The 25383-nt window shown below is 37.4% G+C and carries 30 protein-coding genes; 13 read left to right on the top strand and 17 right to left on the bottom strand.

The annotated features are described in order from the left end of the window. Positions 1-45 precede the first annotated feature (45 nt). Positions 46-489 (bottom strand): hypothetical protein, encoded by a 444-nt coding sequence (locus P176_RS0113260; protein ID WP_026755154.1) that lies wholly within the window; start codon positions 487-489, stop codon positions 46-48. Positions 490-770: 281 nt separating this feature from the next. On the opposite strand from P176_RS0113260, the gene P176_RS0113265 reads away from it, so the two are divergent. From P176_RS0113265 to P176_RS0113275, 3 genes are all read left to right on the top strand, one after another. Continuing rightward, positions 771-1640 (top strand): DUF4846 domain-containing protein, encoded by an 870-nt coding sequence (locus tag P176_RS0113265; protein WP_026755155.1) that lies wholly within the window; start codon positions 771-773, stop codon positions 1638-1640. 96 nt (positions 1641-1736) lie between these two features. Then, entirely contained in the window at positions 1737-2114 is a 378-nt protein-coding gene (locus P176_RS0113270; protein WP_026755156.1) for a hypothetical protein, read from the top strand. A gap of 7 nt (positions 2115-2121) precedes the next feature. After that, positions 2122-3141 carry an FAD:protein FMN transferase gene (locus tag P176_RS0113275; RefSeq protein ID WP_081820765.1) on the top strand — a complete coding sequence of 340 codons (1020 nt, stop codon included), beginning with the start codon at positions 2122-2124 and terminating at the stop codon, positions 3139-3141. A 161-nt stretch (positions 3142-3302) separates the two neighbouring features. On the opposite strand, the gene P176_RS0113280 is transcribed toward P176_RS0113275, so the two are convergent. The 3 genes from P176_RS0113280 to map form a co-directional block, all read right to left on the bottom strand. After that, entirely contained in the window at positions 3303-3674 is a 372-nt protein-coding gene (locus P176_RS0113280; RefSeq protein ID WP_026755158.1) for a DUF423 domain-containing protein, read from the bottom strand. A gap of 7 nt (positions 3675-3681) precedes the next feature. After that, on the bottom strand, positions 3682-4464 hold the full coding sequence (locus P176_RS0113285) for a class I SAM-dependent methyltransferase (protein WP_026755159.1): 783 nt from the start codon (positions 4462-4464) through the stop codon (positions 3682-3684). 137 nt (positions 4465-4601) lie between these two features. Further along, complete coding sequence (gene map, locus P176_RS0113290) at positions 4602-5420, bottom strand: type I methionyl aminopeptidase (RefSeq protein WP_026755160.1); 819 nt, start codon at positions 5418-5420, stop codon at positions 4602-4604. Between the two features lie 117 nt (positions 5421-5537). On the opposite strand from map, the gene P176_RS0113295 reads away from it, so the two are divergent. Then, positions 5538-6809, top strand: a complete 1272-nt coding sequence (locus P176_RS0113295) for an acetyl-CoA hydrolase/transferase family protein (RefSeq protein WP_156033239.1) — start codon at positions 5538-5540, stop codon at positions 6807-6809. A gap of 2 nt (positions 6810-6811) precedes the next feature. Here P176_RS0113295 and P176_RS19490 read toward each other — a convergent pair whose 3' ends face one another. Together P176_RS19490 and gpmI are read right to left on the bottom strand one after the other, a co-directional pair. Next, a complete protein-coding gene (locus tag P176_RS19490; protein ID WP_026755162.1) occupies positions 6812-7225 on the bottom strand; it encodes a BT0820 family HAD-type phosphatase in 414 nt (137 codons plus the stop codon). A gap of 50 nt (positions 7226-7275) precedes the next feature. Next, a complete protein-coding gene (gpmI, locus tag P176_RS0113305; protein WP_026755163.1) occupies positions 7276-8793 on the bottom strand; it encodes a 2,3-bisphosphoglycerate-independent phosphoglycerate mutase in 1518 nt (505 codons plus the stop codon). Between the two features lie 260 nt (positions 8794-9053). On the opposite strand from gpmI, the gene P176_RS0113310 reads away from it, so the two are divergent. Then, positions 9054-9437, top strand: a complete 384-nt coding sequence (locus tag P176_RS0113310; protein ID WP_026755164.1) for an ankyrin repeat domain-containing protein — start codon at positions 9054-9056, stop codon at positions 9435-9437. Between the two features lie 82 nt (positions 9438-9519). Here P176_RS0113310 and P176_RS0113315 read toward each other — a convergent pair whose 3' ends face one another. Beyond that, the gene (locus tag P176_RS0113315; protein ID WP_026755165.1) at positions 9520-10254 is read right to left on the bottom strand and encodes a M15 family metallopeptidase; all 735 of its coding nucleotides are present in this window, start codon (positions 10252-10254) and stop codon (positions 9520-9522) included. 48 nt (positions 10255-10302) lie between these two features. Then, positions 10303-10767 (bottom strand): GNAT family N-acetyltransferase, encoded by a 465-nt coding sequence (locus P176_RS0113320; RefSeq protein WP_026755166.1) that lies wholly within the window; start codon positions 10765-10767, stop codon positions 10303-10305. Between the two features lie 76 nt (positions 10768-10843). Here P176_RS0113320 and P176_RS0113325 point away from each other — a divergent pair, with 76 nt between their 5' ends. Then, positions 10844-11269, top strand: a complete 426-nt coding sequence (locus P176_RS0113325) for a GNAT family N-acetyltransferase (RefSeq protein WP_026755167.1) — start codon at positions 10844-10846, stop codon at positions 11267-11269. A 55-nt stretch (positions 11270-11324) separates the two neighbouring features. On the opposite strand, the gene pepE is transcribed toward P176_RS0113325, so the two are convergent. Next, positions 11325-12032: a dipeptidase PepE gene (gene pepE, locus P176_RS0113330; RefSeq protein ID WP_026755168.1), complete on the bottom strand. Its 708-nt coding sequence runs from the start codon at positions 12030-12032 to the stop codon at positions 11325-11327. A gap of 130 nt (positions 12033-12162) precedes the next feature. On the opposite strand from pepE, the gene P176_RS0113335 reads away from it, so the two are divergent. From P176_RS0113335 to P176_RS0113365, 7 genes are all read left to right on the top strand, one after another. Further along, entirely contained in the window at positions 12163-12975 is an 813-nt protein-coding gene (locus P176_RS0113335; RefSeq protein ID WP_026755169.1) for a carboxypeptidase-like regulatory domain-containing protein, read from the top strand. Next, positions 12962-13729: a hypothetical protein gene (locus P176_RS0113340; RefSeq protein ID WP_026755170.1), complete on the top strand. Its 768-nt coding sequence runs from the start codon at positions 12962-12964 to the stop codon at positions 13727-13729. The genes P176_RS0113335 and P176_RS0113340 overlap by 14 nt, the downstream gene beginning before the upstream one ends. Then, entirely contained in the window at positions 13716-13988 is a 273-nt protein-coding gene (locus tag P176_RS0113345) for a hypothetical protein (protein WP_156033084.1), read from the top strand. Before P176_RS0113340 ends, P176_RS0113345 begins: the two co-directional genes overlap by 14 nt. Before the next feature lie 334 nt (positions 13989-14322). Continuing rightward, positions 14323-14529 (top strand): hypothetical protein, encoded by a 207-nt coding sequence (locus tag P176_RS20440; RefSeq protein ID WP_156033086.1) that lies wholly within the window; start codon positions 14323-14325, stop codon positions 14527-14529. A gap of 106 nt (positions 14530-14635) precedes the next feature. Then, on the top strand, positions 14636-15133 hold the full coding sequence (locus P176_RS0113355) for a DUF6702 family protein (protein WP_037348944.1): 498 nt from the start codon (positions 14636-14638) through the stop codon (positions 15131-15133). Positions 15134-15163: 30 nt separating this feature from the next. Then, positions 15164-17464, top strand: a complete 2301-nt coding sequence (locus P176_RS0113360) for a M1 family metallopeptidase (protein ID WP_026755174.1) — start codon at positions 15164-15166, stop codon at positions 17462-17464. A 195-nt stretch (positions 17465-17659) separates the two neighbouring features. Next, positions 17660-17959 (top strand): twin-arginine translocase TatA/TatE family subunit, encoded by a 300-nt coding sequence (locus P176_RS0113365; RefSeq protein ID WP_026755175.1) that lies wholly within the window; start codon positions 17660-17662, stop codon positions 17957-17959. A gap of 34 nt (positions 17960-17993) precedes the next feature. Here P176_RS0113365 and P176_RS0113370 read toward each other — a convergent pair whose 3' ends face one another. The 8 genes from P176_RS0113370 to P176_RS0113405 all read right to left on the bottom strand — a co-directional run bounded on the left by P176_RS0113370 (position 17994) and on the right by P176_RS0113405 (position 25333). Further along, positions 17994-18641 carry an O-methyltransferase gene (locus tag P176_RS0113370; protein ID WP_026755176.1) on the bottom strand — a complete coding sequence of 216 codons (648 nt, stop codon included), beginning with the start codon at positions 18639-18641 and terminating at the stop codon, positions 17994-17996. 1 nt (position 18642) lies between these two features. Further along, entirely contained in the window at positions 18643-19731 is a 1089-nt protein-coding gene (locus P176_RS0113375) for an amidohydrolase family protein (RefSeq protein ID WP_026755177.1), read from the bottom strand. 49 nt (positions 19732-19780) lie between these two features. After that, positions 19781-20317 carry a 3-hydroxyanthranilate 3,4-dioxygenase gene (locus P176_RS0113380; RefSeq protein ID WP_026755178.1) on the bottom strand — a complete coding sequence of 179 codons (537 nt, stop codon included), beginning with the start codon at positions 20315-20317 and terminating at the stop codon, positions 19781-19783. Between the two features lie 107 nt (positions 20318-20424). Continuing rightward, entirely contained in the window at positions 20425-21207 is a 783-nt protein-coding gene (locus tag P176_RS0113385) for an SDR family oxidoreductase (RefSeq protein ID WP_026755179.1), read from the bottom strand. Between the two features lie 100 nt (positions 21208-21307). Next, positions 21308-22747 (bottom strand): aldehyde dehydrogenase, encoded by a 1440-nt coding sequence (locus tag P176_RS0113390; RefSeq protein WP_026755180.1) that lies wholly within the window; start codon positions 22745-22747, stop codon positions 21308-21310. A gap of 1 nt (position 22748) precedes the next feature. Further along, positions 22749-23384 carry a hypothetical protein gene (locus P176_RS0113395; RefSeq protein ID WP_026755181.1) on the bottom strand — a complete coding sequence of 212 codons (636 nt, stop codon included), beginning with the start codon at positions 23382-23384 and terminating at the stop codon, positions 22749-22751. Then, complete coding sequence (locus tag P176_RS0113400) at positions 23381-23818, bottom strand: RidA family protein (protein ID WP_026755182.1); 438 nt, start codon at positions 23816-23818, stop codon at positions 23381-23383. The genes P176_RS0113395 and P176_RS0113400 overlap by 4 nt, the downstream gene beginning before the upstream one ends. Positions 23819-23938: 120 nt before the next feature. Next, entirely contained in the window at positions 23939-25333 is a 1395-nt protein-coding gene (locus tag P176_RS0113405) for an NAD(P)/FAD-dependent oxidoreductase (RefSeq protein ID WP_026755183.1), read from the bottom strand. Between the last annotated feature and the right edge of the window lie 50 nt (positions 25334-25383).

The raw sequence follows: 25383 nt of genomic DNA on the forward strand, positions 1-25383 counted from the left end.
ACCAACTCGAAAGAGTTGGTTTTTTCATTTGTACTGGCTTAAAGTTTAGACTAACTCATATTTAGGCTGGTTATTTTCTACCTCAAAGAGTTTGGTGTAATCCATAACGTTCGGGATGTGATCTAACTTACATAAGTAAGCTACTACGGCACATAACCCATTAAATAGATTGTCTGTTTGAGTTGGATCTTTAGGCTTTTTACAGTAGCGATCAATAGGTCCAGAATAGCCGCAACCTTTCAAGAATTCAGCTTCAATCTGCAGCAACTCAAGTGGCGTATAACCGTGAATGCGTTTTCCAAAATTTTGATTAACTAAACCCACGTAATTGAGCTTAACAGAGCCATGAACATCTGTAAGGTGCTTCCATGTATCGGTATTATCACAAATATTACCAACAGCACATTTTTTACAGCATTCAGGGTGTAATTCGTTATTGTGAAAGGCCTTATACAGTTTAGTTAAGGCGTTGTTCAGGCGCGTTGTCATGCTTTTTTCTTTCTAAGATAATAAAAAGCCTGATTTTTTCTATTAAATTATTCTTAAAAAGCAAAAGGATCAATCCAATCATAATGTCATTGTAAACCAAAGTTTATCTTAGATTATAAATGGATTCTTTTGATGGGGTTTTATTTATAGGATATTTTTAAGGGTTATGATGCGGTTTTATGCTGTAATGTTTCAGAAGAAATCAGGTAAAAGTAGTTTTTAAAAAAGGTTGAAATTTCAATAAGAGATACCAAAAGAAAGAAAAACCACGTTAGTGTATTATGAAGAAGTTTTGGTTTTTTATGGTTTTTGTTATCGCCATGGGTATTCTTGCTTATATCTATAAACCGATGCAGCAATCCATTTCCATGATCAGTGCGGTTAGTGTAGAGACTCCTGGATTGATAGATGAGGATAGTTTAACAATTGGATCAAGGGTCAATCTTCCTATAGGATATCATAGAGTAGCCGTTAAACAGGGAAGTTTTCAGGCCTATCTTCGCGACTATAAATTGAAGCCTTTCGGCAGTAAAATTATCAATTATGATACGTCTGAATATTTTTGGCAAGATGGTCATATCGGCATTCTTGAAGTCGCTGTGCCCAAAAACGGATTACAACAATGTGCCGATGCGCTGATAAGAATCCGAAGTGAATATCTTTGGAAGCAAAACAGAAAGGCGGAGATTGGTTTTAATTTTACTTCGGGACATTACTGTTCTTGGCAACATTATGCGGAAGGATATCGACCAAAAATAGAAGGAAACCAGGTCTCTTTTCATAAAGTAGCTCAAGCAAATCATTCTGAAGCTAATTTTTATAAATATTTGAATTTAATATACATGTACTCTGGGACGCTCTCCCTCTACAATGAATTACAGCCTATTGCTGATAGTGATTTAAAAATTGGAGACATGCTCATTAAAGGCGGCTCACCTGGTCATATTGTGATGATTGGAGATAAAGCTGTTAATTCTAAAGGCGATGCTATCTACCTGTTGTTTCAAGGCAATACACCGGCGCAGAGTGTACATTTGGTTAAAAATTTAGAAGACCAATCTATATCACCTTGGTATCATCTTAAGCAAGATATCGTGATTCCCGTTTCCAACTATACCTTTTATGATTCTAAGTTCGTAAGATTTAAGTAAGATTTGAGGATTCAGAATGCTGTAGACAAGAAGGTCTGAATAAAACATTTTGTACTTTTGTTGAAATTAAAAGTCTACCGCTCCTGCGGAAATGAAATGAGTAAAGCCCTTTCCAAACAAGAACTTCATAACCTTGCCATGAACCATGTTGGTAAGGACCTAGAATCTCGAGGTTTTGAATTTATTGCCATTAACAGTAAACTTAAAAGACATCCTCAATTTGTGTGTACCGATAAGAACAATCAATATTTCTTTGTGATTGTGCGGGCAGTGATTCTTCCAGAAAACCCAAATAACTATGATATGGTGTGGATGGAAACTTTTAAAAAGCACGCCTTTGAAAAAGATGCTAAAGTACTCTATGCCGGCGTTGGCCTAGGAAATCCCAATGGCGAAAGTCTTCCTGTTTTTTTAAATGAAGAATACCTTATCGAATATAACGGCATTCAAGTTATTGAGCCCAATTTAAACTAAGATGATTATGGCGACCTCTAAATTTCAATGCATACCATTTTGCAATACCATCAGTAAGATTTCGGTTTTGCTTTTACTATTAGTGTTCTTCAGCTCATGCAGTAAAGAACCTAAGAATACGCAGCTGGCTGGGCCTGTGTTTGGCACTTCTTATTCCATTATTTATGATGCAGAGGCAGATTTTACAAAGCAATTTGATAGTCTGTTTACAGTCATTAATCAATCAATGTCCACCTATATTCCAAATTCTGACATTTCCAAAATAAACCGAAATGAGCCGGTCTCCATTGATACGCATTTTGAAAAGGTCTTCTTAAAATCTAAGGAGATTTACAAAGAAACCAACGCCATATTTGATCCCACTATAGGAGATGTTGTAAATGCTTGGAAGTTTGGAGCCGAGAATGGAAAGTTTTTAACCGATAGTACCACTATAGATAGTTTAATGCGTTTTGTTGGCTTTGATAAGGTCAGCTTAAAAAATGGAGAAATTGTTAAGCCTACGGAAACCTATCTTGAGTTTAATGCTATTGCTAAAGGCTATGGGGTTGATGTCATCTCTGAGTTTCTAGAAGCGCATGCCATCCAAAACTATTTGGTAGAAATAGGCGGCGAAATTCGTGTCAAGGGCTTTAATGTAGAAAAACAAGAAGCTTGGCGTGTTGGTCTAGATGAACCGAGATTTGATGGAGAGCAATCTATTTTTAAGGCCATTTCATTAAAAAATGAAGCCATGGCAACATCAGGTACGTATCGTAAATTTAAAGTAGATAGCAGTGGTAATCGTTATGCCCATATTATTAATACCAAAACAGGTTATCCTACAAAAACCAATATTTTAAGTGTATCTGTTATTGCAAAAGATTGTATGACTGCAGATGGATACGCCACCGCTTTTCAAGCCATGGGAAATGGAGCGGTTGAGCAATTCTCGGAAATTCACCCGGAATTAAAAATTTATATCATCTATGAGAATGAAGCGCAAGAATTGCAAACCTTGAATTTGAATAATTTTCCTGAGAACTAAGACTTATAAACCACTGGAATAATCTCTTGTGGTTCGAAATCACTGTCTATATCTGCCCGTGAAAACGTATAGCTCATAATGATTCAGCAAATCAAAGCCAATTTAGAGTTTGCAGTTTTTGCACTAAACCATAAATTTCAAAGGCTTACTTATCAATGCTACTATATAATGGCATTTAAGAGTAATTGCAGCCATCCTGCAATTAATAGTAAGCCCCCGACGGGAGTAATTGGTCCTAGAAACCGAAGTTTTTTGCCTTTCGCATCAGATAAAACCAAACCATAAATACTAAACGAAAACAGGACGATTCCTAAGGTTAGGCACCAGTAAATAGAAGCTGTTACGTAGTTGGGATTACATCCTAAGACCAATAACAGTAGCGCATGGTACATCTGGTATTTTACACCAACTTCAAAACTGCTCAATTGATCACTTGATAAGGTGTTTTTCAAAGCATGGGCTCCAAAAGCTCCAAAAATAACAGAGAGCATCCCAAATAAAGTGGCTGTGGCAATGATTATAGATTGTAACATGATATATTTATTTATAAACTACTGGAATAATCTCACCAGGAGCTAGACAGTATTTTCTAATCTCTTCTTCGGAAAGTTGAGCCGTATAGTCTACCTCGTCTACTTTAAACCCCACTTGGCGTAGTTTATCAAAGTAATCAAGACCGTAAACACGCACGTGGTCATACTGCCCAAAGATTTTAGCCCGTTCTGCCCTGTCTGTAATGCTGTTGTCCTCAAAAGTCTTGGCTCGCGATAGATCCTGCGGAATTTGAAGAATCCCGTATCCTCCAGGCTTCATCACCCGATACAATTCTTTCATCGCCTTGGCGTCATCAGGGATGTGCTCTAAGACGTGGTTGCAAAAGATTACGTCATAGCTGTTATTTTCAAAGGGAAGATCGCAAATATCAGCCTTAACATCTGCAATGGGCGATTCTAAATCGGTCGTTGTATAATTTATATGCTCCAGTTTCTTGAAACGGTTCAAAAAACATTGCTCAGGCGCAAAATGTAAGACGTTTTGTTTCTTTCCATTGTTGATTTCCGAAGAAAAAAAATTGGTGTCGTTTTTAAGATACAGCCATAATAACCGATGGCGTTCTAAACTTAATGTGGAAGGCGAGAGTACGTTGTTACGCTGATTTCCGTAGCCATAAGGCAAAAAGCTTTTAAAATGCTTACCATCTATAGGGTCTGTATAGTTGTCTCCTCTAAGCGCCAAAGCTAACACAGGTCTTGCCACATAACTGAGCCTAATAAGAATAGGCCTAGGGATGGTGTTTAGAATTATTTTGAAAAGCTTTTTCAAATTCTTAGATGATAAAAAACAGTATATAGACGTAAAAGTGTTACGTGATTAAGAAAGTTTTATAGAACAGCATGACAGGATCTAGCTTTTCAGAGTAAACACTTTAAACGCTTTTAATAATGCAATCTTAAGCGTAATTATAAAATAATGGCTTCACGTCTAAACGCATCCTCTTCATTAGATGTAATGCCTAAGGCTTCATGAACGTAGGCAAACGTAGACAAAATCTCAGGTTTACCATCTACAATAGCCACATCGTGTTCAAAATGTACACTAGGCTGACCATCTTGAGTCACAATAGTCCAACCGTCCTTAAGTTGTTTTACTTTATGAGTGCCACCGTTAATCATAGGTTCTATGGCTACAACCATGCCTTCAATAAACTTTTTGCCACGGCCGCGTCTTCCGTAGTTTGGCATCTCAGGATCTTCATGCATTTTGCGTCCTAAGCCGTGACCTACCAATTCTCTTACAACACCATAACCATGATTTTCGCAATAGTCTTGTATAGCAAAACCAACGTCGCCTACGCGATTATTGATTTTAAACTCGCTAATTCCCATATATAAAGAGGCTTTGGTGACTTCTATGAGTTTTTTTGTCTCGGCGTTGACATTACCTATTTCGAACGTGTAGGCATGGTCACCGTAAAAATCATTCATTAAAGCGCCACAATCTATAGATACAATATCTCCATCTTTTAAGGGGATGTCGGTTGGTAATCCATGAACTACGGCATCATTAACACTACAAAGAAGCGTTGATGGACAGTCATAAAGCCCTTTAAAACCGGGCAAAGCGCCATGATCTCTAATAAAAGTCTCTGCTATAGTGTCCAGTGTTTTTGTAGTGACACCCTCTTTAACTTCTTTAGCTAACATCCCTAATGTTTTAGAGACGATGAGCGCACTTTGACGCATCAATTCTATTTCTTCTGGTGTTTTTGCTATAATCATCTTGAGTAAAATATTGGCAAAGATAGGAATTTTAAGAGGGGCATTAAACTTTTATAAATGCTGATTTAAGTCATTTTCAATAAAAAACAAAGCCCTTATTTTTGTAAAAAAAAGATGATGTACTCACCAATATCTGCTGAAGAAGCTGTAAAAAAGATCAGTTCTAACCAACGTGTCTATATTCAAGCCGCGGCGGCAGCACCTCAAGCGCTTATAAAAGCAATGTCTGCAAGACATGAGGAATTACGAAATGTAGAAATATGCCAATTGCATACCGAAGGAGAGGCGCCTTATGCCAATCCTGATTTTAAAAGAAGTTTTCATGTCAATTCATTTTTTATTGGTAAAAATGTTAGACATACCCTAAAATCAGGAAACGGTTCTTACACGCCTGTTTTTTTAAGCGAGCTACCTACAATTTTCAAAAGAAATATTCTAAAATTAGATGTTGTACTTATTCATGTCTCAGTGCCAGATCGCCATGGCTATTGCTCACTAGGTGTTTCTGTAGAGGCAACATTGGCGGCTATTGATAATGCGGCTTATGTAATTGCCCAAGTCAATACCTTTATGCCAAGAACGCATGGTGCGGGAATCATCCACGTATCAGAGATTGATGCCTTTGTAGAAAGTAATGAACCCTTACCAACCCATGTTATGGCCGAGCCTTCTGCTATAGAAAACAAGATTGGTGATTATGTAGCTCATTTAATTGAGGATCGAAGCACCTTACAAATGGGCATAGGAAGCATTCCCAATGCCGTGTTGACCCGATTGACGAATCATAAGGATTTGGGTTTGCACACAGAGATGTTTTCTGATGGGGTGATTGATTTGATCCTCAATAACGTGATCAACGGAAATTTTAAAGCTGTGAATCGCGGTCGCGCGCTGTCTACATTTTTAATTGGTTCTCAGCGTTTGTATGATTATGTTGACGATAATCCTTTTGTAGAAATGCGTGCCTCCAACTACACCAATGATGTATCGGTGATTAAACAAAATCCCAGGATGGTGGCTATTAACTCAGCGATTGAAGTAGACGTCACTGGTCAGGTTTGCGCAGATTCTATTGGAGCAAATATGTATTCTGGTGTTGGTGGTCAAATGGATTTTATACGCGGGGCTGCATTAAGCGAAGGAGGTAAAGCAATTATTGCGTTACCATCAACTACAAAAAATGGCATAAGTAGAATTGTACCTTCTTTAAATTCTGGTGCGGGAGTTGTAACGACCAGGGCTCACGTACATTATGTTGTTACAGAATATGGGGTTGCTAATCTCTATGGAAAAACCATTACTCAGCGTGTGAAATCTCTAGTCGAAATTGCACATCCAGATCACCGTGAAGCTATCGACAAAGCCTATCATACCTTAACGCAATACTAACACTACTTTTTGAAAAATGAAAACAATCCTTTTTTAGGTTTCTTTGCGGGCATTTCTGGCGTTTCCTTGGTGATCATCTGGTAGATTTCTCCCCAGCCTAAAACGCCGCCAATGTTGCGATCGTCAATAAATAAATCGGCATGGATCTTACGACTTATGCTGTTTTCAAACTGTTCTTCTGGAAAACTATGGTTTACCGCATAAAACGTAATGCCATTCTCTTTACAGAACGCTACAGCTTCATCTAATTTAGAGCCACAACGATAGGTCCAAAGAATAAGGCGATGCCCATCTTTTTGGAGGCGTTTCATAGTTTCAAAGGCAAAGATGCGCGGCTTTCCTATTTTAGGATAAGCGTCCTCTACAATAGTGCCGTCAAAATCGATTGCAATGACCAGTTTTTCTAAAAAGTTCATAATCTCATTTTATGGGTTGTAAAACTACAATAACATCCAATTCCATTTCGCTATACTAAGGATTTTTGTGTCATGATTTCTGGCTGCTCAATTCCCATAAGTTTTAAAATGGTAGGTGCAATGTCTCCTAAAATTCCATCGCTTATAGAGGTTTTGTCATTATCTATAAGTATGATAGGTACGGGATTGGTGGTGTGGGCGGTATTGGGGCTGCCATCAGGATTAATCATGGTTTCACAATTGCCATGATCTGCAATTAAGATGGTCGTATAATCATTGTCTAATCCAGTCTCAACAACTTTCTTTACACAGGTGTCAACCGCTTCACAGGCTTTTATGGCTGCTTCCATGACTCCTGTATGACCAACCATATCACCGTTAGCAAAGTTGAGACAAACAAAGTCAACATCTCCTTTTTTAAGTTCAGGGACCAATGCATCAGTGAGTTCAAAAGCGCTCATTTCTGGCTGTAAATCATAAGTAGCCACCTTTGGAGAATTTTTCATAATTCTAGTTTCTCCTTTAAAAGGTGTTTCTTGACCGCCAGAAAAGAAAAAGGTGACGTGTGGATATTTTTCCGTTTCGGCAATACGAATTTGCTTTTTATTGTGTTTTTCTAAAACTTCACCTAATGTTTCGGTGAGGTTATCTTTACTGTAAATGACTTTCACGTCTTTAAATGACTCGTCGTAATTGGTCATTGTAACGTAGTAAAGATCTAGTTTGTGCATGTTTTGCTCATGAAAATCGCTCTGAGAAAGTGCTTCTGTCAATTCTCTTCCACGATCTGTTCTAAAATTGAAAAAGATAATGACGTCACCATCGGCTATTTTTGTTACAGGCTTATCTGCATCGTCAACCATAACAATAGGCTTGATAAACTCATCAGTAACATCCTTATCATAATAATCCTCGATAGATTCAGTAGCATTTTTGCTGTGTAGCCCTTCGCCATTCACCATGGCATCGTAAGCTAATTTTATGCGTTCCCAACGATTGTCTCTATCCATGGCGTAATAACGACCAGTGACGGTAGCCAATTTGGTATTGGTGTTTTTCATGTGGTCTTCAAGAGAGGTCACATAGCCAAAACCAGATTTAGGATCTACATCACGGCCATCTGTAAATGCATGAACGTATGACTGTTGTACCCCAGCATTATTTGCGGCATCAATCAAACCAAATAAGTGATCTATGTGAGAGTGAACGCCACCATCACTTAATAAACCTAAAAAGTGAACAGATTTCTGATTGTTTTTAGCATATGCAAAGGCATCTGCCAACGTTTTTTCATCCTTTAGGGTATTGTCTTTTATGGCTAAATTAATTTTAACCAAATCTTGATAAACAATACGTCCTGCTCCCAGGTTGGTATGACCAACTTCACTATTGCCCATTTGTCCTTCTGGTAAACCAACATTTAGACCGTCGGTTCTCAAAGTGGCGTGAGAGTAGTTGTGGTAAAGTGAATCTATAAACGGGGTTTTGGCATTGTCTATAGCCGAAACTTTAGGGTCTGGAGATAAGCCCCAGCCATCTAATATCATCAAAATTACTTTTTTGTTCATGCTATCTTGGTTTTAACTCAAAGGTAAAAGATTACAAGGGTATATCTAAATTTTTCATAAAACAAATACTACAAATTATTACTGTAGGCCCATATCGATTAAAACACATCATAAGAATTTCTGAAATTGAAGCTTACGTAACTTTTTTGCTTACAAATAGTTAAAAAAATGTTATCAAAATTTATTTCTGTAACAATTTTATAAACGAGTCGTCTATTTAGTGTAATCAAAAAACAATAATCATTTTAAAATCTTTCATCATGAAAAAAACAGCAATCATTATCGCAATCGCATTAGGATTCTCAATCAACTCCTTAAATGCTTCAAATGACATTTCTACAACCTCTAAAATTGAAGTTGTAAACAAGAAAAGCGTCAATCCATTTTGCATGGCCATCGTAAAAGGTGACTTTGAGACCGTTAAAAAATTAATTGAACTTGGCCAAGATGTCAATGAAAAATCAAACGGACTCACCCCAGCCATGTATGCTGCTAAATTTAACCGTTTAGACGTATTGAAAGTACTGGTAGAACAAGGCGCCAAGTTGAATAAAAAAAGCGACAAAGGGATGACCGCTGAGAAATACGCGAAACTTTCTAACGCCACAGATGTTCTAACCTATATGGAAGGCTTAGAATCATAAGTTATAAATGCCTTGGAGAAGGCAATTATTTGAATTAGTCCAGAAACACCTTAATTAATTAAGGTGTTTTTTATTGTGGAGGCTATAATAACGCAGGGTTAATATCTAAGATATGTTCTTGAACATAGGCATTGATAAAGGTTTTAGAGAAATGTGTGCTTCCCATTAATGCTTCACTTTGGATAGTGTTTAAAAGATCAAGGTCGAGGTAAGCTTTGAGGTAAGATTGAGCTAATGGTTTGTAACTGTAATGCCAAGGTTCGTACTTAAATCCTTTTCTGCTATCTACATCGGTATACACCAAATAGAATCCAAAACTATTGGCGTGCTGATCCATCCATACTTTTAGAGTTCTGTAACAACCGTTTTCTTCAAAATGGCGCGGTTGTAAAACCGACGATGGTTGTGCAACATTGGCATCTATGATATCTAAATCGGTACCCCAATGATGTCTCGAGGTGCCTGGGATTGTAGAGTATTCAATTATTTTTTTGATGTTGTTTTCTGGTGTCATGCCATTATTGGCGTTGCTCTTATATTTTCGCTCCCAAATTCTGTTTTGATGTTCATAACTACGGTAGCTAGAAACCACTTGAATATGGATATTGCTTTTTTTTGCTTCGGAAGCCATCCTCATAAAAGCCTCGTGAGCTTCTTCGCGGAGTTTATAATTTTTACCAAAAAGATGAGGTTTACCCTTACCAATGAGTTCTTCGTTACTAATACCATTGGAAAAATCAGCAAAGGACAGCTGTGGAAGTATTCCCAATGCCAGACCACCTAGTACTGTAGATTTTATAAAATGCGTTCTGTTCATGATGCTCAAGATTTAAAGTTGCAATACATTGGGTTACTACTAGAACACTTAAAGTGTATCAGCAGCAATTGGTTTACTCATTACATAATGTGTGCCAACATCGGGAATTTCGAAAGGCTCACCAATACTAGCGTAATCGTGTTTTTTATAAAACCGGCTAGCCTTCTCTCGCGCATTGCACCAAATGCGTTGTGCCTTTTGTTGTTGTAGTATGTGTTCTCCGTGGCGTAATAGTAGGTCTCCCAGTTTTTGACCTTGATAGGGCTCAAGAATGGCCATACCCCTCAATTGATATTGGATACGCTCAGGAAAGAGCTTGCTATTTTGAAGAAGAAACGTAGCCACGCCAATAAGGAGGTCGCCTTTATATAAGCCAAAATGCAATGTAGATTCGAGATCATCATTTACAAAAGCACAATCTGCCAATGGTCTTCCAGCTCTAAGCACCGGCTGTCTCACGCTGTAGGTTTCTTTTGCGGAAATTTCGATAATATGAAAAGCTGTTTTAGTCAAAATGGATCACCTTTAGGTGTTGTAAAGCTATATAAAAGTTGACTGAAATCTTCTATCTTCACCTAAATTTTGAATCATGAATTTTCGTTTTGAGATCCTAAATCCATCAGAGATTAATAGTATTATTCCTATGGTGCAGAAGCTTTCTGGCTTTAAAGTTTCCGAAGCTGTTTTAAAAGCCCGTTTTGCAGATATGGTTGACCAGCATTACGAATGCGCTGTAGTGTATGACGAGGAAGCCCTTATTGGCGTTTCTGGACTTTGGTTTAGCACAAGACATTACTCTGGTAAATCGGTAGAGGTGGATCACGTTTATATTGAAGAGGCGTATCGAAATATAGGTTTAGGGAAAGAATTTATGGCTTGGATCTATGAGTATGGAAAACTTAAGGGATGTGAAGCGGTTGAACTCAACACTTATGTGCAAAACCATGCCTCTCATAAGTTTTATCATAATGAAGGGTTTCAAGCGTTGGCGTATCACTTTTTGAAACGATTTTAAGCCCGTCACTTTCCGAGTTATTGTAAATTCATTAAGCTTAGTTGGGGATAGCTATTTATTTCAAATCTTTCAAATCGGTTTCGGGAGAGATTTCATAAGGTGCTTTTGCATGCTCAAATACTCGTGCGGGTAAATCGCCTTTTAATAAAATAGACTTGTCTTGCACTCTTAGCCAGCTCCCTTCACGCAATCCTACAACAGGTTGGGTGTTGAATTGATGAAATTCTTTGATGCGCGTTTCTCTGGTTTCGCCTTTATGGGTGCTGTTAAGATCAGGATCTAAATAGTGCGGATTGATATTAAATGGAACAAAACCAAAAGTTTTAAAACTAGGCGGGTACACAATGGGCATATCGTTAGTAGTGTTCATGGTTAAACCGCAAATATTACTACCTGCACTAGTGCCCAGATAAGGTGTTCCTGCTTTAACAACTGTGGTTATCGGCTCTAAAAGTTGATGTTTGTAGAGTTGGCTTACTAATAAAAACGTATTTCCACCACCAACAAAAATAGCCTTGGCATCTTTTACTGCTGCAATGGCATTTTCAAACTCATGAATGCCCTTAACTGTTTTGTCTATGGTATGAAATGGTTTTGTAACACGCTCAGTATAATCGTCATGAGAAATCCCGCTAGGTCTTGCATAGGGAATGAAAAGAATTTCTGAGGTGTCTTTAAAAATTTGGGATAAATCTTCTAATAAATATTCTAAAGTGCCACTGCCGTGTAGCGTCGAGGTGCTTGCAATTATAATATTTTTCATTCTTTTAATTTTGTGCTATTTTAGTAAGAGGCTTCGGCTTTATTCTTTTAACAAAAGTTTAAATATGCCAACACCAGCTTTACCAGACGAAATCTATTACTTTATAAACAAATTACCAAAACCCTTGACTATGAAACGAGCTTTACTACTATTTGTACTTACAATTTCAACATTAACAGCATTCTCCCAAAGTATGGTGCGGACTCAGATTCATGGAAAAATTATTGTCGAAAACAGCGACGTTGAGGGGATTACGATTTTTAATACGTCTTCAGATAAAGGAGTGGTTACTGATGAGAAAGGAGAATTTGACATTGATGTGAAATTAAATGATCTGATTGAAGTAAGAGCCCTACAATATCAAAATTTCAATGTGCAGGTTAATGAAGCCATTCTAGAATCTAAACGCTTACGAATATTTCTAATTGAACAGATCAATAAACTCGATGAAATATTGGTAATGACTTCTGGACTTACAGGGGAGCTTCAAAGCGATGTGGAAATGGTTAAGACATTTAATCCTAAATTAGATGCGCTGTATTTTGGAATTAAAAAGAGTGATGAATATGAATTTTCAGCAGATCCCCGTACCGAAGTAGACAATGAAGCCATGCATTCTCAAATGCCGACCATGGTCAATGGACTAAACATTGTAAATGTTGTTGATCAATTATTACTGCCATTGTTTAGATCTGGAGCCAAGGACATTAAAGATTCTGGGGTGCCTGAAGTCCCTGAAACACATGTAAGAACCTATATGGGATCTGAGTATTTGGTAGATAACTTCGGAATTCCGAAAGGTGAGGTGAATGAATTTATCGCTTATGTTTATGATGATAATTTTAATTATGATTTATTGAACTACGGTAATGAAATGGAGTTTTTAGAGTTTCTTAATACCAAAAGCAAGCAGTTTTTAAAAGCTAAAGGTGGAAAGAATTAAATTTCTATTACTTTTTATTGTTTTATTTGGTGGACTTGTTTCTCAAGGACAAACCACAGATATCAAGGGGAAAATCATTGCTTCTAATGATGTCGTTGGTATTCATATCATCAATAAAACCTCGAGTAGATTTACAATAACTAATGATGAGGGCGTTTTTTTAATTCCTGCCAAACTCAATGATACGGTATTGGTTTCCGGAATTCAATATGAACCTAAGGAGATCATCATCGATCAAATTATACTTCAAACCGAGTCGATGACCGTCTATTTAGAGGATAATGTCAATTTGTTGGATGAGGTTGTCGTTGGAAAGATTCTAACTGGAAATCTTATGACAGACATTGAAAACAGCGATGCAAAACGGGATATCAATTTTTACGATCTCGGCATTCCTGGTTATACAGGACCTCGTAAAACCCAAAGTGAAAGGCGACTTTATGAAGCACAATCAGGAGGAGGGATTGTACCTTTGAATCCTATTCTGAACTGGATTTCTGGAAGAACAAAAAAAATAAAAAAGCAAGTTGCTCTTGAGAGAACAGATATAGCAGTACGTAAAGTTGAATCGCAATTATCAGAAGTCCTCTTTGAAATTGAAGAAATAGATGAACAAAAGCGTGTCGTTTTTTTTAATTACGTAGCAGATGATCCTGAGTTTATGGCATTGATGAAAACCGATAATGACCTCGGCATGTTGGAGTTTTTGACCCAAAAATTAAAAGCATTCAAAATTCAAATTGAAGAGAAGTAAGTACATTTTATGTGTTGTTCTTTTATGTATGGTTTGTTGGCAGTCCGTAGCACAGTCTATTGATTTAAAAGGGCAAATTAAAGCTAACGAAGATTTGGTAGGCATTCATGTGCTTAATATTTCGGCTAAAGAATATACGGTTTCTGATAATTTTGGTCGTTTTGAAGTGCCAGTTCGTATTAATGATACCCTTGAGTTTAGAAGTGTTCAATATGAGCCGCTGCAGCTCATTATAGATCCGTTTCGTTTGGAGTTCTAAGAAAATCACCGTCGTCCTTAATGATAGAATAAACCAACTCGACGAAGTTGTTGTTGGAAAAATTTTAACGGGAGACTTATTATCAGATGTAGAAAATAGCGATGCCAAACGCGATATTAATTTTTACGATGTAGGCATCCCTGGTTATACTGGTAAGCCTAAAACCCAAAGTGAACGCAAATTATATGAAGCAGATAACGGTGATTTTGTAACATTGTATGCAACGCCTATTGGTCCAGGTATAGCAATCAACCTTCATAAAATATTAAATCGCATTAACGGACGAACGAAAAAACTGAAAGCAAATGCGCTTTTAGATGCTCAAAAAACCTGCATGAAGAGGGCGCAATCTGAATTTTCAGCTTTACTCTTCGGAAACGAGCAGGTGGAGGACCATCTCAAAGATGTTTTTTTTCTTTATGCTGCTGAAGATCCTAGCTTTGACCAAATCTGCAATCAACAAAACAGTATGGCCATGTATCAATTTCTTGTAGGCAAGCTAGTGGCTTTTCATGATGATGATCTCGCCTTAAAGGATTGATCGTAAACACCTAGCTGTTCATCATTTTTTATTCACAAACACTCTTAACATTTCATTATCTAAAATTTGATATAAATTTCGTTATTTTTACCAACTATTGAAATTTATGAAGCTTATTAAAGTCGCTGTTTTCTCAGCCCTCTTCTTATTAATGACGTCTTTTGCGCACAAATATTATGTGAGCGTTACTCAAATCGATTACATTGAAGAGAAACAAAGCCTACAAATTATAACCAGAATTGATGTTGACGATCTAGAACTTACACTTCAAGAACGTTATGATCAATCTATAGATTTAACAAGTCTTGATGAAAAAGAATCTGTAGACACCTACATTGAAAGATACCTTAGAACCAAGCTACAGATTAAAGTAAACACTAAAACTGTAAGCTATGTTTTTGTAGGTAAGGAATATGACAATGATCAACTGGTTTGTTATCTCGAGGTGTCAAATATCAATCACATAAACACTATTGAAGTTACTAATACTGTACTTTTTGATAAATTTGAGGATCAAAAAAATGTTCTCAAAGTGAGTATGTATTCAAAACGTTTTAATCTCGTTTGCACAAGGTCAGACGACACAGAATATCTCAACTTTTAATCTAAATTACCAATTAATACTAACGACGCTATGAACCTATTCAAGTATTTCTGTCTATCTCTATTATTTGTTTCCGTAAGTGCTTTTGCACAGGAAGAGGAGCAGACCAACAAAAAACCAGGACACACTAATCAAAATAAGTTTAAACAACTTTATGATGAGTTCGCAACACCTAACATGTTTAGAACGGGGTCTGGTGCTCCTGGACCTGCTTACTATCAGCAGCAAGCAGATTATAAAATGGACATCGAAATCAATGATGATACAGCCGTATTGAGCGGTTACGAAACCATTACTTATACCAATAACTCTCCTGACGAGCTAAAATACCTTTGGGTACAATTAGATCAAAATGTTAGAGAAAAAAATTCTCCTTCAAAAGCTATTGATGGAAGTAGAATAACGCCTGCGCTTTCAGCATCTAGATATGCATCAACGTATTTAGAAGAAGATTTTAACGGCGGTTTTAATATCGAAAAAGTGACCACTACAGATGGTAAGGCATTGCCACATACCATCAATCAGACCATGATGCGTGTTGAATTGCCAGAGGTTTTGAAAACTGGAGATGATTTTTCATTTGATATCAAATGGTGGTACCAAATTAATGATCACGTTGCAGATGGTGGACGTTCAGGTTATGAATTGTTCGAAGATGGAAACAGAAATTATGTAATTGCCCAATTTTACCCAAGAATGGCAGTTTATAACGATGTTGAAGGATGGCAAAATTCTCAATTTTGGGGTCGTGATGAATTCGCTTTGCCCTTCGGAAACTTTGAAGTAAACATCACCGTTCCTGCAGACCATTTATTAGATGGTACTGGTAAATTGACCAATAGAAAAGACCTGTTCTCTTCATATATGATGAAACGCTACGAAAAGGCTAAAAAATCTTATGATGAGCCTGTTGTGATTGCAACCCAAGACGAAGCTGAAAAGCGTGAAAAAGGACGTTCTAAAAAGAAAAATACATGGAAGCTTTATGCAGAAAATGTGAGAGATTTTGGTTTCGCCACCTCTAGAAAGTACATCTGGGACATGATGGCTGTAAAAATTGGCGGAAAGGATGTGATGGCGGTGTCATTATATTCTAAAGAAGGAAATCCTTTGTGGGAGCAATGGTCAACCAAAGCTGTTGCAAGTACCTTGAAATCTTATTCTCGTATGACCTTTGATTATCCTTACCATAAAGCCATATCGGTGCACGCTAAGCGTCAAGGGATGGAATATCCAATGATCTGCTGGAATTATGGTCGTCCAGATGAAGACGGTAATTATGACGATAGAACAAAATACGGAATGATGAGTGTGATCATCCATGAGGTGGGCCATAACTTTTTTCCAATGATTGTGAATAGTGATGAGCGTCAATGGACTTGGATGGACGAAGGTTTAAACACATTTACGCAATATGTAGCAGAGCAGGATTTTGGCGAGTGGTATCCAGATGCACTTTCAGAAGGTGATGAGAAATACCCATCACGTCGTGGTCCAGCTAAAAATATTACTTACTATATGGGTGGTAATCAAGATTACATTTCACCAATAATGACCAAAGGATTAAACGTGTATCAATTTGGTAATAATGCCTACGGAAAACCCGCTACAGCATTAAATATCCTTAGAGAGACTGTAATGGGTCGTGAATTGTTTGACTATGCTTTTAAAGAATATGCACACCGTTGGATGTTTAAGCATCCTACTCCCGAAGATTTTTTCCGTACTATGGAAGATGCCTCCGCATTTGACTTAGACTGGTATTGGAGAGGTTGGTTTTATACTACCGATTGGGTAGATATGGGCCTTAAGGAGGTTAAAAAATATTACGTCTCTTCAGAACCAAATCAGTATGCTAAAAATTATGCTGAAAGTAGAAACCTAAACTTAGATGATTTAGAGTTGGTATATTTAGCTGAAGAAGGTAGCGAAGATTTTGACGAGAAACTGAAGCAAGGTGATCCTGTTGATAATTCAGCAACCTTGAAAGAATATATGATGGATAATTTCACCGAAGAAGAACGTGCCAATATCAAGAAACCAAAGTATTTTTATGATATTACTTTTGAAAAACCAGGCGGACTCGTAATGCCAATTATTGTTGAGTATACCTATGCTGATGGTACTTCAAAAACGGAAACCTATCCAGCACAAATTTGGAGATATAACGATAGTGAAGTGAGTAAAGCAATCGCGTCTGAAAAAGAAATAGTATCTATTAAATTAGATCCTAATGAAGAGACGGCAGATATAGATACCTCAAATAACTCTTGGCCAAAAGAAACTGAACAAAGTGATTTTGATAAGTTTAAAGAAAAGACTAAAGACTAATTATAAAACTTAATCAATAAGAAAAAGCCAACTTTCAGAGTTGGCTTTTTTTATGGATCAAGTTAAAGCGGATCACATGTGATATAACTAAGATTTTGGAGTAAAAATTTAATGCTTTAGAAAAATTAAAGCCTGCGGTAATTAATTTAAGAATAGTTTTATTTTATTTCATAAGCAACTCAGTATATTTGCAATGTGATACAGTTAACAACATTCTTATTTATCGGCACTACAGAAGTTATATTTATACTTCTAATTGTGGTCATGGTCTTTGGTGCAGATAAGCTACCAGAGATTGCACGGGGTATGGGTAAGGGAATGCGAATGCTGAGAGATGCTTCAACAGATATTAAATCTGAAATCACAAAAACCGTCGATAAGCAAGGGATCAATACCAACATCACCAAAGATGTTACGGACGAGATCAACAAAGTGAAGGACGATTTAGAAAAATTTACTGGCTCAGTAAGTAGAGGTCCAAAAAATGGACTTTAGAAGTCAGACAATCTGCAATTAATACAAATTCCTATCAATTTTCCTTTTTCCGACTAATGGTTAATCCATCTCTTATGGGTAAAACAACCGTTTCAATTCTACTGTCATTTTTAAGTAGGCTGTTATAGTCTACCACAGCTTTCGTTGAGATGTCCTTTTCATCTAAAGGTTCAACGACTTTGCCATGCCAAAGCACATTATCTGATAAAATAATTCCTCCTGGATTTAATTTATCGATGATGAGATGAAAATAGTTGCTGTAATTGGGCTTATCGGCATCAATAAAAATAAGATCAAAGTTTTGTGTGAGTTGCGGAATCACATCTAAGGCACTGCCCAAGTGCTGATGTATTTGAGCACCATAAGCAGATTTGTCAAAGTATTTCCGTTGAAAATCAAAAAGCTCTTCATTGATGTCAATGGTGTGAATTTCACCATCTGGTTGCAATCCTTCAGCTAAACATAAGGTGGCGTAACCTGTAAAGGTGCCTATTTCTAAAATGGTCTTAGGCTTTATTAATTTTGAAATCATGCTCAAAACCCTACCTTGATAAGCACCGCTTAGCATGATGGGTTGAAGAATTTTCAAATGGGTTTCTCTTGTGAGCTGCTGTAATAAGTCTGGCTCATCTTGAGAATGGGAAACAATGTACTGGTCTAGTTGATCTGGTAAAAAATTCATCTTAGTTTCCCAAAATTCTATTTACTAAAGATGTCTTGGCCTTTTCATCCTTACCGCAAAGCCACCTAATCACGTTATCTTCCCAAATGGCATTCTTTTCGTCTTCAGTAATGATGTCACGTTCCATAGCCAAATCTAAAATTTTACCAGGATAAGAAGATTGCTTGATGCTTTCCATTTCCCCGAGAGGATAAGGATCGTCTAAGCCCATTAAGACTTGTTTAGAGCCTTGGTTTTTAATTAATAGCTGTAGACCTCCAGTATCGTGTACAAGCGTATCAAAAAAGATGTTAGGATGTCCTACCGCTTTTCTGGGGTGGCTTTTACCTTCAAACAAGTCTGGTCTACCATCAAATCCTTGAATTCGTCTGCCTAAGTTAATTTGTGCCAACTGTCCGCCGTGGGCAAAGCACGTACGCATGTTAGGATATTTATCTTGATACCCATTTAAAGTTAAGAAGTGATAGGCATCTGCACATTGTGCCAACATCCAAATTAAATGAAAACGCCAAGCAGTATTTTCTAATTTGATAAATTTCTCACCATCATAAGGATGAACTTCTACGGCAAGGTTATATTTATCGGCCAATTCAAATATAGGTTCGTTCTCTTCGTCAAAAATACAACGCCACGTTCCTATGGTATCCATATAATGGGTTGGTAAGCACAGCAATTGAAGGCCTAATTCTTCAACACAGCGTTCTATTTCCCAACACGCACCTCTCACAAAGCCAGGATGTACCACAAAGCCACAAGTAAACTTACTCGGATTCTCACGCTGAATTTTAGCGTTAAAATCATTCTGAAATCGAAGCGCTTGTTTCATCTCTTCAACTCTCAGACCATTTCCGTAGAGTTGAGATAAATTTAAAACTACGGCATGATCAAGATGAAAACGCTCCATCCAAGCTAATTTTTCATCTAAAAAGAAACTAGAATCGGTAATAGGACGATTCCAGTCTTTCTGTAGCATGAATTTTCGGTCTTTATCTACCCAAAAAATGCCTTTGTCTTTCATAAACTGAGGAATTTCCTCAGGATAGGGAAGCAAATGGGAATGGCCGTTTATTCGTAGTTTTCGTTTTTCCATGTGTGATGCTGTGTGTTCCTGTATGTTTCAGAAAAGCATTAATAATTTGCTATTGTTCTAGTTGTACTTTTTTTGGTGGTTGCATGACCTCTCCGCAATTAGGGCATTTGCGCTTGTCTTTGTCATTATAGTATTTGTCGAAAATTTTAGGCATATCGGTCTCTATGTTTTCAACAGTAAAATCTTCCTCATACAATTTCGTAGTGCAATTTTCACAGAACCAAAGTAACGCGTCACGCATACCGCCTGGTCTCTTGTACTCGATAACTAAACCCACTGTATTAGCGCCACGTTGTGGAGAATGTGGCACTTTTGGTGGCAGAAGATAGATGTCACCTTCTTTAATATGCACATCTTTTGGTGTGCCATTATCAATAATTTTTAGAACCATATCACCTTCAACTTGGTAGAAAAACTCAGGTGTTTCGTTGTAGTGATAGTCTTTTCGACTGTTAGGTCCGCCTACAACCATCACAATAAAGTCACCATCTTTCCAAACTACTTTATTGCCAACGGGTGGTTTTAAAAGGTGTCGGTTTTCTTCAATCCAAGCTTTAAAATTTATAGGAGATACTAAATTGCTCATCGTGATTTGTGTTTTGAGTTTTACAGTAATTGCTGTACTAATATACAAAAAGCATACACTCCCAAAACATTCAGGACTCCTGAAAGCATTAGGGTGTTGCTTATTAATTAAAGGCTTTTGGTACGGCCACCATCAACCGGTAAATTGATACCGCTAATATAGCCTGCTCTTGCACTTGCCAAAAAGGTAATAGCGTCTGCCAATTCCTCTGGTTCTGCAAAGCGTTTGGCAGGAACGGCATTCTTCATACCTTCTGCGGCTTCATCTACTGATGTTCCTGTTTTTGCCGATTTATTCTTTATAATCTCTGTTAAGCGTTCTGTGCCAGTTGCTCCAGGAAGAACGTTGTTTACGGTAATCCCAAATTGACCAAGCTCATTGGCTAAGGTCTTGCTCCAATTGGCAACTGCACCTCTAATGGTATTGCTTACTCCTAAACCATCTAGTGGTTGTTTTACCGAGGTGGAAATAACGTTTACAATACGTCCATAGTTTTCCGATTTCATAAAAGGGACAAGCGCCTGAACCAAAACGTGGTTGCATTTTAAATGCTGTGTGAAGGCACTTTCAAATTCGGAAATTTCCGCAGAAAAAACTGGTCCGCCTGCTGGTCCGCCAGTATTATTGACCAAGATGTGGAAGCCATGGTTTGTATTGACATAAGCCTCTACTTTGTCCTTTAATTCCATAGGGTTTGAGAAATCGGCAACAATATAATCATGATCTCTATGTTGAGGTAGTTCTGCAAGTGTTGCCTTTAACTTATCTTCATTTCTGGCAATTAAGGTTATTTGTGCGCCTTCTGCCGCTAGAGCCATTGCTGTAGCTTTACCAATACCTGCGGTGCTTCCGCAGACGAGAGCGTATCTATTATTGAGTTCTAAATTCATATTTTTTTTGCCGAAGCAATTGTATTTAAATTTATAATTAAAGAATGCTGTTTAGTTGCATTAACGTTGTCTTATTCAACATCATTTGACAGAAACTAGACTAATATTTTATACAGACATTTTTTGCCTCTGTAAAAAAGCGTAGGGCTTCAAAACCACCTTCACGCCCAACACCTGAAGCTTTTACGCCGCCAAAGGGTGTGCGCAAATCGCGCATCATCCAGGTGTTTACCCAAACAATGCCGGCTTGTAATTGATTGCTCATTCGCATGGTTCGTTTTAAATCATTGGTCCATAGTGTTGCCGAAAGCCCGTATTTTACTTTGTTTGCCATATCCAATACCTGGTCTTCAGTTTGAAATGGCATGAGTGTTACTACGGGACCAAAAATTTCCTCTTGGTTTACTCTGCACTCATCACTTTTGACTTCAATAACTGTTGGCTCCAAATAATAGCCGTTCTCATAACCTTTTAGTTGCACTTGATGGCCACCACAAAGTATGGATCCGCCTTCTTCTTTGGCAATCTCAATGTACTTCTTTACTTTTTTTAAATGCGGTTTTGAAACCAATGCACCTATGTTTGTACTTTGATGTGATGGATGCCCAACTTTTAGAGCTTTTACTTTATGAACGAAGTCTGTTTTAAACCTTTCATAAATTGAGTTCTCAACAAAAATGCGACTTCCGCAGAGGCAAATTTGACCTTGATTGGCAAAAGAGGAGCGTACGGTTGTGTCAAGCATATCGTCATAATCACAATCTGCAAAAATGATGTTTGGGTTTTTTCCGCCTAACTCTAAAGACAGTTTTTTAAACATTGGGGCGGCTACTCTTGCAATATGTGCACCTGTAGAAGTGCCTCCGGTAAAGCTTATGGCTTTAATGCTTGGGTGTTCAATAATGGCTTGGCCAGTGGATGTTCCTAAACCATGTACGATATTTAGAACCCCTTTAGGTAAACCAGCATCATTACAAATCTCTCCCAACAAATACGCCGTCATTGGCGTAATTTCGCTAGGTTTTGCTACTACACAATTTCCTGCTGCTAGTGCTGGAGCGATCTTCCAAGTAAAGAGATAGAGTGGGAGGTTCCACGGTGAAATACAACCAACGACGCCAATAGGCTGGCGTAAGGTATAATTTATGGCATCTTGACCAACACTGTCATGGCTTTCACTAGAGAACTGGGTGATGGCATTTCCGAAGAAACGAAAGTTACTGGCAGCTCTAGGAATATCGACGGTTTTTGCCAATGAAACCGGCTTTCCATTGTCTTTACTTTCAGCTTCTGCAAAACGTTGCAGATTGGCTTCTAATGCTTCGGAAATTTTAATAAGAATTCTACTTCTTTCTTCCAATGTTGTTTTTGACCAAGAAGGAAAAGCAGAGGCTGCGGCCTGATAAGCGCTCTCAACATCAAGCTTTGACGAGTTTGGTATTTGACCATACACCTCACCATTTGAAGGATTAAAATTATCTAACCATTGGTTGTCAATAGGATTTTGAAAACTTCCGTTTATATAATTTTTGATGTTCATATTATAGGCTCTCACACATGTAAATTAATAGAATACCGTCATAAAGCAATCGTTTTTTCTTAGCCTCTAGGTAGCTATTAAACTCACCTTTATTGTTGTCCATATCTTTGCTGTCGGTCATCAATTTTTCGGTAAACTCTTTTTTGTTTCTATCTAAATCTGCTCTTTTTTTCCAGCTTAACAACACATATTGGCAATTTGTAGAGACCTTTTGATTACTGATAAACTTACACTCAGGATTGCCTGGTTTGATGATATTAAATGCTTCTGGTGACAATTCAAGAAGTCGATCACTAGTATTAAACTCTAGAAAGTCAATGATGGTAATCTTTTTAATTTCATCAAGATTCACCGTTTTGATGTATGCTTTTGAGGTCGCATCTTTAGTGACGTCACCTATTCTTATCGGCATGATGAATTCAAAAATGGTGACTTGGTCTTTTTTTAAAAAGGATTTGAACGCATCGTCTTGGTGATAGAATTTATTGAAATTATCATAACTATTATGATATAAGTACCCTTGTATGGTGTCACCGGCATTAGAGATGAGCCTCAAATTAAAGCGGTACGAATTTCCTGCGTCACCAAAGGATAATTTAAAGACGAGTAATAGAATTACTAATGGAAAATATTTCATTGCTCTTTTTTATAAGCCATTACTTTGATCTCAACCACTAAATCTGGATGGGGCAATTGATGCACAGCAACCGTGGTTCGGGTTGGGCCTGTTTCTTTTTCAAAAAATTCGGCATAAGCTTTATTGTAGCCTGCAAAATCGTTCATGTTTACTAGAAATGAAGTGACATCAACTACGTCCTTTAGGCTTGCTCCAACAGTATTGAGGTTTTTATCAATATTTTTAAGGACTTCACGGGTTTGAACTTCTGCATTTAAGCGCTTTGTACCCATGTCATCAATAATATCTACTCCCGCAATGGAATTATCGGGTAAGCGAGAACTCGTTCCTGAAACAAAAATAAAGTCACCAATACGCTTTACGTGAGGGTAAGCGCCTCTAGGAGAAACATTAGTTCCCTTTGTTTCAGAATTATGGGTTGTATCTGTATTCATAACTTTCACCCTATTATTACGCTTCCAGAAGGGAAGCGGTTCTTGCATGGGTTGGCAAGAATTTTATTAAAATGCATTACAATCTTTTTTTTTTTTTTACAGCCAGTTGCGTATGGTTGATTAGGCTAATCCAGCAATTTTATCATCCTCTAGAATCGCTGTAGTTTCTAATTGTACTTTTTCTAATATGATTTTCAAATCATCATCAGGTTTGATATCGCCGTCTGATAACATATTTAAAATTGCCTTATCCTGAGCGCGACCTTTAAGCATGGCTTCTCTATACCCAATATCTTCATTAAAGGTAACTAAGGAATATTTAGAAGAATACGCTTTCGGAAAGGTTTTCTCTAAAGCCATTTCTATTTTTCTTTTTTCTTGAAAGATAGGATTTGCTACATGATCTTTCATCTCGTAAAAATTATCAATGGCTAAATCTGCAATAGCATCCGTATCTTTTTTACGTCGCTTTTCATAGGTTTCAAAAACAGATTCCCAACTTTCTAAATTGAGGTCTAATACCTGATCAAATTCTACAACGTCCTCAAAAGAAGCATTCATACCTTGACCATAAAAAGGGACAATGGCATGTGCCGAATCTCCCATTAGTAAGGTATTGCCTTTATAATGCCAAGGGGAGCATTTTACGGTACCCAAAGGCGCTGTTGGGTTTTCGAAGAAATCTTCAACAAGGTTAGGCATGAGCGTTAAAGCATCTGGAAATTCTTTTTTAAAGAATGCCGTGACCATTTCTGGTGTGGTGAGGTTATTAAAGTTGTACTCACCTTCATTATAGCTTAAAAAGAGCGTTACCGTAAAACTTCCATCAAGATTTGGTAAAGCAATGACCATAAAGTCACCTCTAGGCCAAATGTGTAATGCGTTTTTATAGGTTTTATAGTCTCCATTTTCCGAAGGAAGTATAGAGAGCTCTTTATAACCATGCGTAAGATAATCTTGTGAAAAACTAAAAAGGAATTTTTTAGCGAGGTAGTAGCTTTTTCTCAAAGCAGAACCCGCACCATCTGTAGCGATGATACAATCAGCATCTTCTACAAATTCTTCTTTACTCGTGTAATCTTGAAAGAGTGCCGTTGTTTTTTCGAAGTCAACCGATTTGCATTTTTTATTGAAATGAATGGTGACATTTTCATGTTTTTCGGCTTCGTTTAACAATAGAGCATTTAATTCTCCTCTAGAAATGGAATTAATGTATTCATAATCGCGACCGCTATAGTTAGATAAAAATGTATTTCCTTCTCTATCATGCAGCATTCTCCCGTTCATGGGAATACATAGGGCCTTAACTTGATCTTCTAAGCCTACTAACTTCATGGCTTTATTCCCTCTATCTGAAAAAGAAAGGTTGATAGAGCGCCCGGCAGAAATATCTGTCTTACGCAAATCTGGTCGCATTTCATAGACGGTAACATGGTAACCACGTTGGCCTAGACGCAATGCAAGAAGGCTTCCGCAGAGACCTGCGCCAATAATGAGTATGTTTTGTTGTTTCATATAATGTTGGTCTAATCAGTCAAAATGAGATTTAAAGCTCTTTCAACTTA

The organism is Sediminibacter sp. Hel_I_10 (genome assembly GCF_000688335.1).
Classification (GTDB): domain Bacteria; phylum Bacteroidota; class Bacteroidia; order Flavobacteriales; family Flavobacteriaceae; genus Psychroserpens.